Below are 16,851 nucleotides of genomic sequence, written 5' to 3'. Positions count from 1 at the left end.
ATGTTGCAGAACCTAGACCTGACGAAGCTCGTCTTCGGCCGCCTCTCCTGGGAGGCGATTCCCTTCCACGAGCCGATCCTGCTCGTGACCTTTGCCGGCGTGGTGCTGGGCGGCCTGGCCGTCCTGGGCGCACTGACCTACTTCAAGCTGTGGGGCATGCTGTGGCGCGACTGGATCACCAGCATCGACCACAAGAAGATCGGCATCATGTACATCATCCTGGGCCTGGTGATGCTGCTTCGCGGCTTCGCCGACGCGCTCATGATGCGCGCCCAGCAGGCTATGGCCTTCGGCGACAACGCAGGCTTCCTGCCGCCGCACCACTACGACCAGGTCTTCACCGCCCACGGCGTGATCATGATCTTCTTCGTGGCGATGCCGCTGGTCACCGGCCTCATGAACTTCGTGGTGCCGCTGCAGATCGGCGCGCGCGACGTGGCCTTCCCGTTCCTGAACAACTTCAGCTTCTGGATGACCACCTTCGGCGCCGGCCTCGTGATGGCGTCGCTGTTCGTCGGCGAGTTCGCCAAGACCGGTTGGCTGGCCTACCCCCCGCTGTCGGGCATTCTGTTCAGCCCCGACGTGGGGGTGGACTACTACATATGGTCATTGCAGATAGCGGGGGTGGGCACATTGCTGTCCGGCGTGAACCTGCTGGCCACCATCGTGAAGATGCGCGCGCCCGGCATGACCATGATGAAGATGCCCGTCTTCACCTGGACCGCTCTGTGCACCAACGTGCTGATCGTCGCCGCCTTCCCGGTGCTGACCGCCGTGCTGGCCCTGCTGTCGCTCGACCGCTACGCAGGCACCAACTTCTTCACGAACGACCTCGGCGGCAACGCCATGATGTACGTGAACCTGATCTGGATCTGGGGCCACCCCGAGGTGTACATCCTGATCCTTCCGGCCTTCGGCATCTTCTCGGAAGTGGTCTCCACCTTCTCCGGCAAGCGCCTCTTCGGCTACGCCTCGATGGTGTACGCCACGGTCGTGATCACCATCCTGTCGTACCTCGTCTGGCTGCACCACTTCTTCACCATGGGCTCCGGCGCCAGCGTGAATTCGTTCTTCGGCATCACGACGATGATCATCTCGATCCCGACGGGCGCGAAGATCTTCAACTGGCTCTTCACCATGTACCGCGGCCGCATCCGCTTCGAGCTGCCCATGCTGTGGACCATCGGCTTCATGATCACCTTCGTGATCGGCGGCATGACCGGCGTGCTGCTGGCCGTTCCCCCGGCCGACTTCGTGCTGCACAACAGCCTCTTCCTGATCGCCCACTTCCACAACGTGATCATCGGCGGCGTGCTGTTCGGCATGCTGGCGGGCATCACCTACTGGTTCCCGAAGGCCTTCGGCTACAAGCTCGACCCGTTCTGGGGCAAGTGCTCGTTCTGGTTCTGGATCGTCGGCTTCTGGTTCGCCTTCATGCCGCTGTACATCCTGGGCCTGATGGGCGTCACCCGCCGCATGAGCCACTTCCAGGACATGTCGCTGCAGATCTGGTTCCAGGTCGCCGCCTTCGGCGCCGTGCTGATCGCGCTGGGCATCGCCTCGTTCATCATCCAGCTGGTGGTGAGCTTCATCCGCCGCGAATCGCTGCGCGACACCACGGGCGACCCGTGGAACGGCCGCACGCTGGAATGGTCGACCTCCTCGCCGCCGCCCGCCTACAACTTCGCGTTCACGCCGCGCGTGCACGACAACGACGCCTGGTCCGACATGAAGGCCCGCGGCTACCAGCGTCCGCTGGAAGGCTTCAGCCCGATCCACATGCCCAAGAACACGGCCGCCGGCTTCATCATCGCGGCGCTGAGCGCGGTGTGCGGCTTCGCGCTGATCTGGCAGATGTGGCTGCTGGCCGGCATCGGCTTCGTCGCCATGCTCGCCGCCGTGATCATCCACACCTTCAACTACAAGCGCGACTACCACATCCCCACGGAAGAAGTCGTTAGCACCGAAGACGCGCGCACGCGCCTGCTGGCCGCCAATGTCTAATACCACCGCTCTTTCCTCCCACGGCAATGCCGTGAACGCGCCCGCGTTCGAGGTCTTCAACGTCCGCAACGAAGACCACCACCCCGAGAACGGCACGCTGCTGGGCTTCTGGCTCTACCTGATGAGCGACTGCCTCATCTTCGCCTGCCTGTTCGCGGTGTACGGCGTACTGGGCCGCAGCTACGCGGCCGGCCCCTCGGGCGCCGACCTGTTCGACCTGCCGCTGGTGGCGATCAACACCTCGCTGCTGCTGCTGTCGTCCATCACCTACGGCTTCGCCGTGCTCGAGATGCAGAAGCGCCGCATGCGCGGCATGCTGGTCTGGCTGGCCATCACCGGCCTGCTGGGCGCGGGCTTCATCGGCCTGGAGCTCTACGAGTTCGCGCACCTGATCCATGAAGGCGCGGGCCCGCAGCGCAGCGCCTTCCTGTCGTCGTTCTTCGCGCTGGTGGGCACCCACGGCCTGCACGTGACCTTCGGCATCGTCTGGCTCATCGTGCTGATGATCCAGCTGCCCAAGCACGGCTTCACCGCCGCCAACCGCCGACGCCTGATGTGCCTGTCGATGTTCTGGCACTTCCTGGACGTGGTCTGGATCGGCGTCTTCACCTTCGTGTATCTGATGGGATCGCTGCAATGAGCGTGCACACCGAAACCGCCGGCCACGGCGCACATGGCCATGGCCACGACGACCACGGGCACGATGACGGCCCGGTGAGCCACAGCACCTTCAAGGGCTACATGACCGGCTTCGTGCTGGCCGTGATCCTCACCGCCATCCCGTTCTGGCTCGTGATGGCCAAGGTCTTCGACAAGCCCAACACCACCGCCCTCGTCATCCTGGCCTTCGCCGTGGTGCAGATCGTGGTGCACATGGTGTACTTCCTGCACATGGACGCGAAGTCCGAAGGCGGCTGGAACATGCTGGCGCTGATCTTCACGCTCGTGCTCGTGGTCATCACGCTGGCCGGTTCGCTGTGGGTCATGTACCACATGAACACCAACATGATGCCGCACTCGATGCACGACATGAAGAACATGCCCTGATGGCGGAACAGGCCGCCCGCCAGCGTTCGGCCGCCGCGCGGGTGGCGCTGGCGGTCTGCGCAGTCCTCGCCTTCGCCGGCTTCGTCGCGCTCGGCACATGGCAGGTCGAGCGCAGGGCCTGGAAGCTGGATCTCATCGCACGCGTCGACCAGCGCGTGCAAGCCCCGGCCACCACGGCCCCCGGGCGAACCGAATGGCCCACGGTCAACGCGGCCAACGACGAATACCGGCATGTCCGCCTTGCCGGCACTTTCCTCCACGACAAAGAGACGCTGGTGCAGGCCAGCACGAAGCTCGGCGCCGGCTTCTGGGTGCTGACCCCGCTGCGCAACAGCGCCGACGGCAGCGTGGTGCTCGTCAACCGCGGCTTCGTGCCCCCTGAAGCGCAGAAACGGGAGGCGCGCGCCGCCACCGAGCCCCAGGGCGAGACCACCGTGGCCGGCCTGCTGCGCCTGACCGAGCCCAAGGGCGGCTTCCTGCGCAAGAACGATCCCGCCGGCGAGCGCTGGTTCTCGCGCGACGTGCAGGCCATCGCCGCCGCGCGCGGCCTGAGCGACGTGGCGCCCTACTTCGTCGATGCCGAAGCCGCCCCCGCCAAGCCGGGCGCCCCGGCCACCGACACCCCCGCCTGGCCCGCCGGCGGCCTGACGGTCATTTCCTTTCCCAACAGCCACCTCGTCTACGCCCTGACCTGGTATGGCCTGGCCCTCATGGTGCTGATCGCGGCCTGGTTCGTGCGGCGCAGCGAAAATGCGGCCCATGCCGACGCCCGCCCCGCCGACCAAGATGCCCGCCGCGACGGCTGAGTCCGCCGCCGTCGCGGGCGAGCTGCACCCGCCCCGCGCCGGCGTCGCGAGCCTCGACAACGCCATCGGCCACCAGAACATGCAGCAGCTGATACAGCTGCGCTGGTTCGCCGTGGTCGGGCAGGTCGCCACCATCCTGGTGGTGCACTACGGCTTCGAGATCCGGCTGCCGCTGGACCACATGCTGCAGGTGCTGGCCTGCCTCGCGCTCTTCAACATGGTGAGCCTGCTGCGCTCGCGCAGCCACCGGCGCGTGACCAACGGCGAGCTGTTCGTCGCGCTGCTGGTCGACGTGGCCACCCTCACCGCGCAGCTCTACCTGAGCGGCGGCGCGACCAACCCCTTCGTTTTTCTCTTCCTGCTGCAGGTGACGCTGGGCGCGGTGCTGCTGAAGGCCTGGTCGACCTGGACCATGGTGGTCATCACCAGCATCTGCTTCGCCGGGCTGGCGCTGTTCTCGCGCCCGCTCGCGCTGCCGCTGGACCACGACAGGGGCCTGTGGAGCCCCTACATCCAGGGCATGCTGGTGTGCTTCGCGCTCAACGCGGCGCTGCTCGTCATCTTCATCACCCGCATCAGCCGCAACCTGCGCGCACGCGATGCCCGGCTGGCCGACCTGCGACAGCGCGCGTCCGAAGAGGAGCACATCGTGCGCATGGGCCTGCTGGCCTCGGGCGCGGCGCACGAGCTGGGCACGCCTCTGGCCACGCTGGCCGTCATCCTCGGAGACTGGCGCCGGCTGCCGCACTTCAGCTCCGACCCCGAGCTGCTGACCGAGGTGGCCGAGATGGAGCTGCAGATCCAGCGCTGCAAGAGCATCGTGAGCGGCATCCTGCTGTCGGCCGGCGAGGCGCGCGGCGAGTCGTCGGAAGAAACCACCGTCAGCACCTTCCTCGACGACCTGGTCGAGGAATGGCGCACAACCCGCCCGGTGGAAGACTTCGAGTACGACAACCACTTCGGCCGCGACCTGCCCATGGTTTCCGACTCGGCCCTCAAGCAGATGATCTGCAACGTGCTCGACAATGCGCTGGAGGCGTCGCCGCACTGGCTGCGCCTCGAGGCGGCGCACGACGCCGACGCGCTGACAATCACCGTCACCGACGCAGGCCCCGGCTTCCTCCCGGCCATCCTCAAGGAGTTCGGCAAACCCTACCAGTCGAGCAAGGGCCGCGCTGGCGGCGGACTGGGGCTGTTCCTGGTGGTGAACGTGGCGCGCACCGTAGGCGGCCGCGTGGCGGCGGCCAACCGGCCGGAGGGCGGCGCCATCGTGAAGATCACGCTGCCGCTCGCGGCCATCGTGCTCGAGGAAGAAGAGACGGAAGTGGACGACGACGAGGACGACGAAGAAGCCCTCGCCGCCAGCAGGACCATCGGAATGGAAGGCAATGAGCGAAACCGGAGCTGAAGCGCAGCGCCAGCTGCTGATCGTCGAGGACGACGGCGCCTTCGCGCGCGCGCTCGGTCGCTCCTTCGAGCGCCGCGGCTATGCCGTGACGCACGCGAGCAACCTTGCCGAGGTCGAGTCCCTGCTGGCCGGCTCCTCGCCCGGCTACGCGGTGGTCGACCTCAAGCTCAACGGCGAGGCCTCGGGCCTGGCCTGCGTGCAGATGCTGCACCGGCACAACCCCAAGATGCTGATCGTGGTGCTCACGGGCTTCGCCAGCATCGCCACCGCGGTGGAAGCCATCAAGCTCGGCGCCTGCCACTACCTGGCCAAGCCGTCGAACACCGACGACATCGAGGCCGCCTTCGGCCGCGCCACCGGCACCACCGAGGTGGAGCTGACCAACCGCTCCACATCCATCAAGACGCTCGAATGGGAGCGCATCCACGAAACGCTGGCCGAAACCGGCTTCAACATCTCGGAGACCGCGCGCAGGCTCGGCATGCACCGGCGCACGCTGGCACGCAAGCTGGGCAAGCAGCAGGTCAAGTAGGCAGGCCCATCCGGTTTCGAACCACACACACGCACTTGCGCACGGAATCGACGATGACTTCTTCTTTGCCCTCGCAGCAACCTCTTGCCTCGCAACGCAGCAAGACCTCCGTCCTCGCGGCGCGCGACCAGACGGCGATGGAGGAACTCTTCAACGCCCTCAGTCACGGGCTGGGCCTGGCGCTGGCGATTGCCTCGCTGCCCATCCTGGTCTACAGCGCGGCGCAGAAGGGCCAGGCCGCCGGCGTGGTCGGCGCCTGCCTCTTCGCGGGCACGGCCATCGTGCTGTACCTCATCTCCACGCTGTACCACGCGCTGCCCATCGGCCGGGCGAAGGCCTGGTTGAACCGGCTGGACCACGCGGCCATCTACCTCTTCATCGCGGGCAGCTACATGCCCTTCCTGTTCGGCGTGCTGCGCGGCCCGCTGGGCTGGACGCTGTTCGGCGCCATCTGTGCGGCGGCGGCACTGGGCGTGAGCGCCAAGCTGTTCAACCGGCTGAAGCATCCGCTGTGGTCCACCGGCCTGTACGTGGCGATGGGCTGGATGGCGCTGATGGCCGCCGTGCCTCTGTACGAGCGCATGTCGGCGGCGGGACTGGGCTGGCTGGTGGCCGGCGGATTGTTCTACACGGCCGGTGCTGTGGTTTTCCTGTTCGACAACAAGGTGCGCTTCGCGCACAGCGTCTGGCACCTGTTCGTGCTGGCCGGCAGCACCTGCCATTTCTTCGCCGTGCTCTGGCACTCGCACGGCTGATCGATCTTTCTTTCCAGCTCAGTAATGCGGTGGTAGCTCGTCGCGGGGATTTCGCGCGGCGCCTTCCTGCATCGTATTGCGGCTCTGTTCCCTGAGCTGCGTGACTTCGAGGATCAGCCGGTCGATCTGCTGTTGCTGGCGGTAGATCGTCATGTTCAGCTGGTCGAGCAGGTCCTCCGCGTAGCTGGACTTGATCTCGAGTTCGGTCACGCGCTCGGCGATGAGGTGGTCGTGGGGCGGGTTTTCCATCCCGCTATTGGACAGTAATACCGCCCCGCTCTTTGTGACGCCCTGCTTAGCGACGCACCTTCGCTTCGAGCAGGTCCGCCATGCCGATGCGTTTGGCGAACTCGACGCGCACCCGCTCCGACACCTCGAACACCTCCGTCGCGCCATCGCCCACGAAGTCGATCACCGAGCGCATCGGCCGGGTGCCGGCGGGCAAGCCCACGATGCGCACGATCTCGTCGGCCACGGCCTGCGGGTCGGCGTTGTCGGGCGTCAGCGCCGAGAGGCGCGCGCCGATCTGGTCCATGAGCCCGTCGTAGCGGGCGTAGGCGGCGGTTGCAGCATCGGCCGGCTTGCCCGCGCTCGGGAAGTGGTCGGTGCCCTTGGTGAAGGCGCCCGGCACGACGATGGAGGTCTCGATGCCGAAGCGCGCGATCTCGTAAGCCAGCGTGACGGCCAGCGAGTCCATCGCCGCCTTGGCCGCGCCATAAGGCCCCATGAACGGCGGAAAGCCGCCCTTGGTGGTGATGCTGCTGATCCAAAGCATCAGCCCCGACTCCTGCGCCCGCAGGTACGGCAGCACCGCGCGGTTCACGCGCTGCGCGCCGAGCACGTTGGTGTCGAACACCTTGACGATCTCCTCCGGTGTGAAGGCCTCCGTGGGGCCGACCACCAAGTGGCCGGCGTTCTGCATCACCACGTCGAGATGGCCCTGCTCGCGCACGATGGTCGCGGCGGCCGCATCGGCCGATTCCTGCGAGAGCACGTCGAGTTCGAGCGGATGCAGCTGGATGTTCTTCGCCGCGGCCAGCGCGCGCAGCTCGGCGGCGCGGCCTTTGTTGCGCCCGGCGATGTCGCGCATCGAGGCGTAGACGACGTGGCCGGTTTCGGCCAGCGATTGGGCTGTGAGCCTGCCGATGCCGGTGCCGGCACCGGTGACGAGGACGATCTGCTTCTTCATGGCGTGTTTCTCCTTCCGGTTTGTTTCGCGTCGAGTCGCCGCTCAGGCGACGCCGCCGTTGGCGCGCAGGATCTGCCCGTTGACCCATCCCGCGTCGGGGCCGGCGAGGAAAGCCACCACCGAGGCGATGTCCTCGGGCTGGCCCAGGCGCTGCAGGGGCGGCATCTTCGCGAAGGTCTGGATCTGCTCCTCGGTCTTGCCGTCGAGAAAAAGCGACGTGGCGATCGGGCCCGGCGCCACGGCGTTCACCGTGATGCTGCGGCCGCGCAGTTCCTTGGCGAAGACGTGCGTGAAAGCCTCGACGGCCGCCTTGGTGGCGTTGTAGACCGCGTAGCCGGGCATGTTCAGCGCGAGCGTGGTGCTCGAGAAGTTGACGATGCGCCCGCCCTCGTTGAGGCGCGTGGCGGCTTCGCGCAGCGTGTTGAAGGTGCCGCGCACGTTGATGTCGAAGGCCTGGTCGTAGAGCGCGTCGCTGTGCTCGGCCAGCGGCAGCGTCTTGAGCACGCCGGCGTTGTTGACCAGCACGTCGACCTTGCCGAGCTGCGCCTCGACGGCATCGAACATGGCGCGCACTTCTTCAGCGCTGGCCACGTCGGCCTTGACCGCGAAGGCCCAGCCGCCGGCGGCCTGCAGCTCGGCGACGAGGGCATCGGCCTGTTCCGGGCTCGATGCGTAGTTGATGGCGACCGCGAAGCCGTCCCTGGCGAGCCGCTGCGCGACGGCGGCGCCGATGCCGCGCGATGCGCCGGTGACGATGGCGACCTTGGTGGTGGATGGGTTGGTCATGGCTGGCTGTTCCTTTGCAGTGGTGGTTGGTTGGTGAGACGAATCTTCGATCGTTCCATCCGAAAGATAATCAGCCGGAAATCGCCATTACCATTCCATTTACTTCAACAATAGGCTCCAAGCTCGCCCATGGACCGCTTCCAGGAAATGCAGGCCTTCGTGCGCATCGCCGAACGCCAGAGCTTCACGCAGGCTTCGGAAGATCTGCAGATTCCGCGCGCCACCGTCACCAACCTGATCAAGCGCGTGGAACAGCGCGTCGGCACCCGGCTGCTGGAGCGCACCACCCGCACCGTGCGCCTCACGCAGGACGGCGAGGCCTACTACCGCCGTTGCGTGCGGCTGCTGGCCGACGTGGAAGAAGCCGAGGGCCTGTTCCGCGACGCCGCCCCCAAGGGCCTGCTGCGCGTGAACCTGCAGGGCACGCTGGCGCGGCACTTCGTGGTGCCCGCGCTGCCGGGCTTCCTGGCGCGCTACCCGGAGCTAGAGCTGCACGTCGGCGAGGACGACCGCCTCGTCGACCTGGTACGCGAGGGCGTCGATTGCGTGCTGCGCGCGGGCACGCTGCAGGACTCGTCCATGATCGGCCGGCGCGTGGCGCTGCTGCCCCAGGTCACGGTCGCGAGCCCGGCCTATATCGCTGCGCACGGAGAGCCTGAAAGCATGCAAGAGCTGGCGTCGCACCGCGCCATCCACTACATCTCCAGCGCCACGGGCAAGGCGGTGCCGCTCGAATTCACGGTCGACGGGCGGGTTACGGCCATGCAGCTGGGCGGCGTCGTGTCCGTGACCGGCGCCGACCTGTACACAGGCTCGGCCGTCGCGGGCCTCGGGCTGGTGCAGGTGCCGCGCTACCGGGTGGCCAGCGAGCTGGCGGACGGACGGCTCAAGGTACTGCTTCCTGAGTTCGCGCCGCCGCCGATGCCGGTGTCGGTGCTCTACGCCCAGAACCGGCAGCTGTCGTCGCGCGTGCGCGTCTTCACCCAGTGGCTGCGCGACATCTTCGAAGCCGCCGAAGCAACTGGAACGGACTGAGCAGACCGGGCCCTCAGCAAGCCGTCGATTCCAGCGCCACCGCGCCGGCCTCGGCATGCGTCTCGCCGCGCAGGAAGGCGAACACCACCAGTGCCGTCGCCACCGTCACGCCCGCGAGCACCCACAGCAGCGTGCCGAACGCCGAGCCGTAGGCGTGCAGCAGCGCCGCGCGGTCCATGCCCGGCAGCAGGGCCAGCGCCTGCGACAGGTCTCCGGTGGTGACGCGCTGCGCCGCGCGCGATGCCGCCTCCGCATGACCCAGCCGCGCCGCCACCAGCGCGGTCAGCCCCGCGCCCACCAGCGCCAGCGCGATGCCCTCCCCCGCCACCCGCACCGTGTTGAAGATGCCCGAGGCCATGCCCGCGCGCTCGCGCGGCACCACGCTCACGGCCAGCCCGTCCATCAGCCCCCACGGCAGCCCGATGCCCGCGCCGATCAGCAGCAGCGGCCACACCATCACACCCAGCGGCGTGCCCGGCGCGCAGCGGCTGAGCCAAAAGAGGCCTGCGGCGCACACCAGCAGTCCCACGGCCGAGATCGCGCCGGCGGAGAAACGGTGCGCCAGCGACGCCGCCAGCGTCGGCACCACGAGGATCGGCCCCGAGAGCGCAAACATGAAAGCGCCCGCCTCGATTGCGCCGCGCCCTTCGAGCCCGATGAAGCGGATCGGCAGTAGCACCAGCAGCACGACGAAACCGTAGGCCGGCGCGGCCGCCAGCAGCTGCACGCCGACAAAGCGCGGAAAGCGAAACAGCGACAGATCGAGCATCGGGTGCGCCACGCGTCGCTCGACGGCGACGAAGACCGCGCCCATTGCCGCCGCGCCCGCCAGCGCGCCAAGCACCCACGGGCTGCCCCAGCCGCTGTCGGGCGCCTGTAGCACGCCCAGCGTGAGCAGGCTCAGCGCGGCAGTGAAGCTCAGCGTGCCCGGCACGTCCAGCCCCATGGCCTGCGGGTTGCGCGACTCCTGCATCGCGAGCGACGCGATGCCGAGCGCCAGCAGGCTGGCCGCGCCGGGGCTCAGCATCACCGCCTGCCAGCCGAAGCTCTCCGCAAGCCAGCCCGAAAGCATCGAGCCGCAGGACAGCCCCACGCCGAACGAAGTGCCGATCAGGCTGAAGGCCCGCGTGCGCGCGGCGCCGTCGAACACCTGCGCCAGCGCGGCCGTGCCCGCCGCGAAGGCCGCGGCCGAGCCCAGCCCCTGCAGCGCGCGCGCCAGGTCGAAGGCCACAATGCCCGGCGCCAGGGTCAGCAGCGAGGCGCTGAGCGCCACCACCGCGAGCCCCAGCAGGAAGACGCGCTTGCGCCCATAGGCATCGGCCAGCGCGCCGGCCGCCATCAGCGTGGCGCCGAAGCTCAGCATGAAGGCGTTGGTCACCCAGTTGAGCTGCACCGGGCTGCCGCCCAGCGCGTCGCGAACGGCGGGCAGCACCACCGCCGGGCCGGTGAAGCTCAGCGGCATGCCCAGCGCCGCGAGGCAAACGGCGGCCAGGAGCCAGTTTCTGGAGGAAGACGCGGACATGGGACGTGCTTTCGCGGAAGGTGAAAAGGAAGGCACGAAGATAGAAAGGAATCAATGCGCTGAGAATTGCCGCATTGCTCCTCACACTCCCAACCAAAGGTTGCCAATCCATGGACGGCTTCAGCGGACTCGAATCCTTCGTGCGGGCGGCCGAGCTGTCGAGCTTTGCCAGGGCCGGCCGGCTGCTGGGCATCTCGGCCTCGGCCGTGGGCAAGAACGTCGCGCGGCTCGAAGAGCAGCTCGGCGTGCGCCTCTTCAACCGCACCACGCGGCACATGCGGCTCACGCAGGAAGGCGCCCTCTTCCATGAGCGCTGCCGCCGCATCCTCGACGAACTCGACGACGCGCGGGCCATGATGCAGGACGCCATCGCCGCGCCGCGCGGCCGCCTGCGCGTGAGCCTGCCGACCATCGGCTACCGCTTCCTGCTGCCGATGCTGCCGGCCTTCAGGGAGCGCTACCCCGAGATCGAGCTCGACCTGGACTTCAACGACCGGCTGGTCGACGTGATCGCCGAGGGCGTCGACGTGGCGATCCGCAGCGGCGACCTGGTCGACTCGCAGCTGGTCGCGCGCCGCCTCGGCCCGTTCCGATTCGTGCTCGTCGCCTCGCCGGCCTACCTGGAGCGCCACGGCGTGCCGCAGACACCCGCCGACCTCGCGCGGCACGCCTGCCTGCGCTACAAGTTCGTCACCGGCGGAAAGATCGAAGACTGGGACCTGCCCGGCCTGCCCACCCAACTCCCGCCCGGCCTGCTGTGCAACAACATGGAAGCCATGCTCGGCGCCGCAGTCGCCGGCCTGGGCGTGGCCTACATGCCCGACTTTCTCGCGCGCGATTCCCTGTGCCGGGGTGAACTGCAGCGCGTGCTGGCCACCCACCTCGTGCGACAGGGCCAGTTCTCGGCGCTGTGGCCGTCGAGCCGGCAGCTGTCGCCGAAGGTGCGGGCGTTCGTGGACTTTGCGGGGGAGCACATGTTCAGGGAAGAAGACGCCATCCTCTGAACAAAGTCCCCCGGAATGGATCAGGCGGGCTCGGCCTGCACCACTGGCGCCTCGGCGGGCACGGCAGCCACGGCGACCGGGGCCTCGACCACAGGCTCGGCGGGCTTGATGCTCCCATCGGCCACCGGCTTCTCCGGTTCGGGCGTCACCGGTGCCGGCACTTCCGCAGGCGGGACGACCGGCGCGGCCACGGCAACTGGTGCAGCCTCCACGGACTTGACGCTTTCCACCACGGCTGGCTTCACGGGTTCGGCCTTCGCAGCCTCGGGCCTGACTGCCTCGGTCTTTGCAGGAGCGGCAGCCTTCGCCGGCTCGGGCATCGTCGGTGCGGGCGAGGCAACTGGCGCTGCCTCCACAGGCTTCGCGGGTTCGGGCTTGGCTGCCTCGGCCTTGGCAGGAGCTGCGACCTTCGCCGGCTCAGACATCGCAGGTGCAGGCGAGACTGCCGGTGCGGCCACTGCAACAGGTGCGGCCTCCACTGGCTTGGCGCTTTCCACGATGACGGGCTTCACAGGCTCAGGCTTGGCCGCCTCGGCGGACTTTGCCGACTTCGCAGGCTTCGCGCCCTCCGACGCGGCCTGCTTCGCGGGCGCCGGCTTCACCGATTCCTGCGTCGCAGCCACCGGCTTCGAAGCCTCCTGCTTCACCGGCTCGCCAGCCATCCGGCTCAACGCCAGCGCCGCCTTCAGCGGGAACAGCGTGCGCTCGTCCCCCTGCGCGGTGTTGCTCACCGTCGTGCCTGAAGCCTCGTCCAGGCTCGCGGTGCGCACCGCGTCGAGCCGGTGCGTGGGCACCATGAAGGGCGAGTGCGTGGTGTAGATGACCTGGTTGCCGGCGAAATCCTTTTCCAGGTGCGCCAGCAGGTCGGCCTGCGAGTGGGCGTGCAGGTGCAGACCGGGTTCATCCAGCAGCAGCACGGCGTCTTCGGACTGGCCGCCCTTGGTGTCCGCGAAGAAGGCCACGTAGAACGAGAAGAACCACTGGAAGCCACGGCTGCGCTCTTCCAGGTTCACTTCGACTTCGTAGGCGGCGTTCGGGTCGGACACCAGCGTGTCGAGGTACTGGCCGTCGAGGTTGAAGCGCACCTTCAGCGCGCGGTCTTTCCAGAGGCGGCGGATCTCGGCGGTCACCACCGAGCCGGCGCGGTTGACGAGCTGGTTGCGCGTGGCCTGGTCATTCTTCTCGAGCAGTGCCTGCAGCTGCCGCAGGTCCAGCCCCGCGACCTTGCAGAGCTTGCCGAAGCTCTGCTGCTCGGGCGTGAGCTGGCCCCAGCCTTCGCGCCCCAGGTATTCGGCGATGTTCTGGCGGCCGGGCAGCGCCGGGTATTCGTCGACGTAGACGAAGCGCGGCAGCTTGCCGATCACCCATTCCTGCGCGCGCTCCAGCGCGGGCGCGTCGTTGGCGATGGCCAGCGCCATGTCTTCGAGCTCGGCCAGCATCTGCTCCTGCTTGTCGCTGAGCTCGGCGCCCGCCACGGCCAGCGCCTTGCGCAGGGCCCGCGCCGCCTCGACGGCGCCGGCCGACCACTTGATGTAGTCGGGGCTCATGATCATCGCGGCGTCGAAGACGTCGGCTTCCTGGTCGAGCGCCGTCTTCGCTTCCTCTGCGACCTTCTCGGCCGCGGCCTTCACCGCCGGCACGATCTTGCGGACCTTGCCCTTGATCTCGCTCACGTCCAGCGACAGGGCCGCCAGCCCTTCGAAACCGGCCGAGCGGCTGGCCGCGTAGCCTCGGCTCGCGGTGACGTGGCGCACGCCGGCAGCGCGCGGAAGGATCGCGGCCAGCTCGGCCTGTTCGCTCTCGTCCAGGCTCCAGCGCGTGAAGACGACGGGCGTGTCGCCGGTGCACTCTTCGAGCCGGCGATGGCGCGGGAAGTCCTTGATGGGGCTGAGTTCGGCGATGCCCTCGGTGGGGTTCAGGCTGTGGAGCGCGCGCAGCAGGTTCGATTTGCCGCTGTCATTGCGGCCGAGGATCGTGGTGATCTGCGTGGAATCGATGAGGCCGCTGTCGTTGATCGAGCGAAAGTTGGTGATCTGGAAAGACGCCAGGCGCATGCAGGAATTTCTCTTCTCTGAATTGGATACGGGGCCGGGGAATGTATTGCATTCCACGGCCCCGTCTCGCCTCGAAGAAAAGAAAAATTACTCGGCCGCGCGCCGCAAGGTGTCGACCACCGGCCGGCGCAGCACTTCGCGCAGGCCCCACCAACCGGCACCGAGCGCCAGCACCGCCCCCGCCAGCGCGCCGGCCACCGGCACCAGCGGCGATGCGGTCCAGGTGAAATCGAACACGTAGCGCGCGAGTCCCCAGCCGATCAGTACGGCCACGATGCTCGCGAGGAAGCCCGCGAGCAGGCCCACGCCCGCGAGTTCGGCACGCTGCACCTGCCGCAGCAGGCTGGCGCGCGCGCCCACCGCGCGCATCACCGCGAACTCGCGCGCGCGCTCCTCGCGCGTGGCCGTCACGGCGGCGAACAGCACGACCAACCCAGCCGCGAGCGTGAAGCCGAACAGGAACTCGACCGCGCGGATTACTTGGTCGAGCACCCGCTGTACCTGGTTGATGGTGGCGCTCATGTCCACGTTGGTCACGTTGGGGTAGCTGCGCACCAGCGCGTTGTCGAAGCCGCGCGTCTCGGGCGCGCGGAAGGCGCCCATGTAGGTGGTGGGCACGTCGGCCAGCGAGGCCACCGTGTACATCACGAAGAAGTTGGCGTGCATCGAGCCCCAGTCGACCTTGCGCAGCGAGGTGATGCGCGCCTCGTTCTGCATGCCGCCGATGTCGAAGCGCAGCATGTCCCCCATTTTCAGGCCCAGCGTCTCGGCCAGGCCCTCTTCCACGCTCACCTCGCCGGCGGCGCCGGGTATCCATTTGCCGGCGGTGATGCTGTTGTGCGCCGGTGCTTCCGCGCTGTTGCTGAGGTTGAACTCGCGGTCCACCAGGCGCTTGGCACGGTCTTCGGTGTAGTCGTCGGGCGACACCGGCTTGTCGTTGATCGCCACGAGGCGGCCGCGGATCATCGGGTACCAGTCGAACTTGCCCACGCCCGCGTCGCGCAGCGACTTCTGGAAGGCCTCGCTCTGCTCCGGCATGACGTTGATGACGAAGCGGTTCGGTGCGTCGGGCGGCGTGGCCTGGCGCCAGCTCGCAACCAAGTCGGTGCGCAGCAGCACCAGCAGCACCAGCGCCAGCAGCCCCACGGAAAGCGCGCTGACCTGCACCACCGCATAGGCCGGCCGCGCCGAGATCTGCCGCGTGGCCAGCACCAGCCAGCGCGGCGCGGTGGCCTCGTTGACGCTGCGGCGCAGCACCTTCACCGCGAGCCAGCTCAAAAGCGCGAACACCGCCACCGCGCCCGCGAAGCCGCCGACGGCGATCAGCCCCAGCTTGATGTCGCTGCTCGCCGCCATCAGCAGCGCCGCGAAGCCCGCCACGCCCACGCCCAGCACCGCGAGCGACGCGGGCTTGAGCCCGCCCACGTCGCGCCGGATCACGCGCAGCGGCGGCACGCGCGCCAGTTGCAGCACCGGCGGCAACCCGAAGGCGAAGAGCAGCGTGAGCCCCATGCCGAGCCCGAAGGCCACGGGCCACAGCGTGGCCGCCGGCAGCGCGGTCTCGACCAGCCCGGCCAGCAGCAGCACGAACACGTAATGCACCGCGAAGCCGATGGCCACGCCCAGCGCGCTGGCCACGATGCCGATCACCGCGAACTCGAAGGCATAGGCGATGGCGATGGTGCGCTGGCTCTGGCCGAGCACGCGCAGCATCGCGCAGTCGTCGAGGTGGCTGGCCGCGAAGCCGCGCGCGGCCAGAGCCACCGCCACGGCGGACAGCAGCGCCGCGAGCAGCGCGACCAAGCTCAGGAATTTCTCGGCGCGGTCGAGCGTCTGGCGCATCTCGGGGCGTCCGCTCTCGAAGGAATCGAGCCGCACGCCGCGCAGTTCGCCCTTCTTGATGGTGGCGTCGGCCCAATCGGTGAAGCGCTTGACCGCCGCGTCGCTGCCCGCCACCGCATAGCGGTAGCCGACGCGGCTGGCCGGCTGCACGAGCCCGGTGCGGGCCACGTCGGCCTGGTTGAGCATCACGCGCGGCGAGAAGCTCATGAAGCCGGCGCCGCGGTCGGGCTCCAGCGTGATGACGCGGCCCACGCGCAGGCCGGTGTCGCCCAGCAGCAGCGTGTCGCCGACCTTGAGCGCCAGCGAGTCGAGCAGCGAGGCGTCGACCCAGGTTTCGCCCGGCGGTGGGATGTCGCGCGTGACGGCGCCGGCGCCGTCGATGGTGGTGGAGGTCTGCAGGCTGCCGCGCAGCGGATAGCCCGCCGTCACCGCCTTCAGCGCCACCAGCTTGCTGGCTCCGCCCTGCGCGTCCTCGGCGCGGGCCATGGTCGGAAAGCCGTAGGTGGATGTGCCCTGAAGCCCGAGCGACCTGGCCTGCGCCACGAAGGCTTCGGGCGTCGGGTTGTCGCTGACGATCACCGCGTCACCGCCCAGGAGCTGTCGCGCGTCGCGCTTGAGGCCGCCCTGCAATCGGTCGGCGAAGAAGCCGACGGCCGTGAGCGCGGCCACGGCTAGCAGCACGGCGACGATCAACAGGCGCAGCTCGCCGGCGCGCAGGTCGCGCCAGAGCGTGCGCCAACCGAGGCGGAGGGAGGCATTCATGCCGCGAACGATAGCCGACGCCCGGCGCCGCGGCAGGGTTCGAGGGTTATTGCGCCCTTTCGGGCCTTGATCCGGACATGATGCTGTCGCATGATGCTACAAACG

Annotated in this window: 15 protein-coding genes; 9 read left to right on the top strand and 6 right to left on the bottom strand. The window is 68.4% G+C overall.

Annotated elements, in window-relative coordinates:
- The 7 genes from cyoB to trhA are packed head-to-tail and all read left to right on the top strand — an operon-like array spanning position 1 to position 6,552.
- Entirely contained in the window at positions 1-2,004 is a 2,004-nt protein-coding gene (cyoB, locus tag AC1VNX_RS08680; RefSeq protein WP_483156329.1) for a cytochrome o ubiquinol oxidase subunit I, read from the top strand.
- Entirely contained in the window at positions 1,997-2,644 is a 648-nt protein-coding gene (gene cyoC / locus AC1VNX_RS08675; protein ID WP_301504309.1) for a cytochrome o ubiquinol oxidase subunit III, read from the top strand. Before cyoB ends, cyoC begins: the two co-directional genes overlap by 8 nt.
- Positions 2,641-3,051 (top strand): cytochrome o ubiquinol oxidase subunit IV, encoded by a 411-nt coding sequence (cyoD, locus tag AC1VNX_RS08670; protein ID WP_483156328.1) that lies wholly within the window; start codon positions 2,641-2,643, stop codon positions 3,049-3,051. The genes cyoC and cyoD overlap by 4 nt, the downstream gene beginning before the upstream one ends.
- Positions 3,051-3,857 (top strand): SURF1 family protein, encoded by an 807-nt coding sequence (locus AC1VNX_RS08665; RefSeq protein WP_483156327.1) that lies wholly within the window; start codon positions 3,051-3,053, stop codon positions 3,855-3,857. The genes cyoD and AC1VNX_RS08665 overlap by 1 nt, the downstream gene beginning before the upstream one ends.
- A complete protein-coding gene (locus AC1VNX_RS08660; RefSeq protein WP_483156326.1) occupies positions 3,811-5,265 on the top strand; it encodes an ATP-binding protein in 1,455 nt (484 codons plus the stop codon). The genes AC1VNX_RS08665 and AC1VNX_RS08660 overlap by 47 nt, the downstream gene beginning before the upstream one ends.
- Positions 5,246-5,797, top strand: a complete 552-nt coding sequence (locus tag AC1VNX_RS08655; RefSeq protein WP_184640987.1) for a response regulator transcription factor — start codon at positions 5,246-5,248, stop codon at positions 5,795-5,797. The genes AC1VNX_RS08660 and AC1VNX_RS08655 overlap by 20 nt, the downstream gene beginning before the upstream one ends.
- A gap of 53 nt (positions 5,798-5,850) precedes the next feature.
- Positions 5,851-6,552 carry a PAQR family membrane homeostasis protein TrhA gene (gene trhA, locus AC1VNX_RS08650; protein WP_483156325.1) on the top strand — a complete coding sequence of 234 codons (702 nt, stop codon included), beginning with the start codon at positions 5,851-5,853 and terminating at the stop codon, positions 6,550-6,552.
- Between the two features lie 18 nt (positions 6,553-6,570).
- Here trhA and AC1VNX_RS08645 read toward each other — a convergent pair whose 3' ends face one another.
- Genes AC1VNX_RS08645 through AC1VNX_RS08635 form a run of 3 tightly spaced genes read right to left on the bottom strand, consistent with a single transcriptional unit; the run spans position 6,571 to position 8,527 of the window.
- Positions 6,571-6,801, bottom strand: coding sequence for a SlyX family protein (locus tag AC1VNX_RS08645; protein WP_483156324.1), 231 nt, complete (start codon positions 6,799-6,801; stop codon positions 6,571-6,573).
- Positions 6,802-6,847: 46 nt separating this feature from the next.
- The gene (locus AC1VNX_RS08640) at positions 6,848-7,741 is read right to left on the bottom strand and encodes an SDR family NAD(P)-dependent oxidoreductase (protein ID WP_483156323.1); all 894 of its coding nucleotides are present in this window, start codon (positions 7,739-7,741) and stop codon (positions 6,848-6,850) included.
- Positions 7,742-7,783: 42 nt separating this feature from the next.
- On the bottom strand, positions 7,784-8,527 hold the full coding sequence (locus AC1VNX_RS08635; RefSeq protein WP_483156322.1) for an SDR family oxidoreductase: 744 nt from the start codon (positions 8,525-8,527) through the stop codon (positions 7,784-7,786).
- Positions 8,528-8,656: 129 nt separating this feature from the next.
- On the opposite strand from AC1VNX_RS08635, the gene AC1VNX_RS08630 reads away from it, so the two are divergent.
- The gene (locus tag AC1VNX_RS08630) at positions 8,657-9,562 is read left to right on the top strand and encodes a LysR family transcriptional regulator (protein WP_483156321.1); all 906 of its coding nucleotides are present in this window, start codon (positions 8,657-8,659) and stop codon (positions 9,560-9,562) included.
- Between the two features lie 13 nt (positions 9,563-9,575).
- On the opposite strand, the gene AC1VNX_RS08625 is transcribed toward AC1VNX_RS08630, so the two are convergent.
- Complete coding sequence (locus tag AC1VNX_RS08625) at positions 9,576-11,084, bottom strand: MFS transporter (RefSeq protein WP_483156320.1); 1,509 nt, start codon at positions 11,082-11,084, stop codon at positions 9,576-9,578.
- 110 nt (positions 11,085-11,194) lie between these two features.
- On the opposite strand from AC1VNX_RS08625, the gene AC1VNX_RS08620 reads away from it, so the two are divergent.
- Positions 11,195-12,088, top strand: coding sequence for a LysR family transcriptional regulator (locus AC1VNX_RS08620; protein WP_483156319.1), 894 nt, complete (start codon positions 11,195-11,197; stop codon positions 12,086-12,088).
- A 20-nt stretch (positions 12,089-12,108) separates the two neighbouring features.
- Here AC1VNX_RS08620 and AC1VNX_RS08615 read toward each other — a convergent pair whose 3' ends face one another.
- Complete coding sequence (locus tag AC1VNX_RS08615) at positions 12,109-14,142, bottom strand: AAA family ATPase (RefSeq protein ID WP_483156318.1); 2,034 nt, start codon at positions 14,140-14,142, stop codon at positions 12,109-12,111.
- An 87-nt stretch (positions 14,143-14,229) separates the two neighbouring features.
- Positions 14,230-16,746, bottom strand: a complete 2,517-nt coding sequence (locus tag AC1VNX_RS08610; protein WP_483156317.1) for an ABC transporter permease — start codon at positions 16,744-16,746, stop codon at positions 14,230-14,232.
- Positions 16,747-16,851 lie beyond the last annotated feature (105 nt).

The organism is Variovorax sp. TLI9-5A, assembly GCF_056867935.1.
The sequence above is the reverse complement of the archived record's forward strand: the minus strand, read 5'-3'. Positions and strand labels throughout refer to the sequence as shown.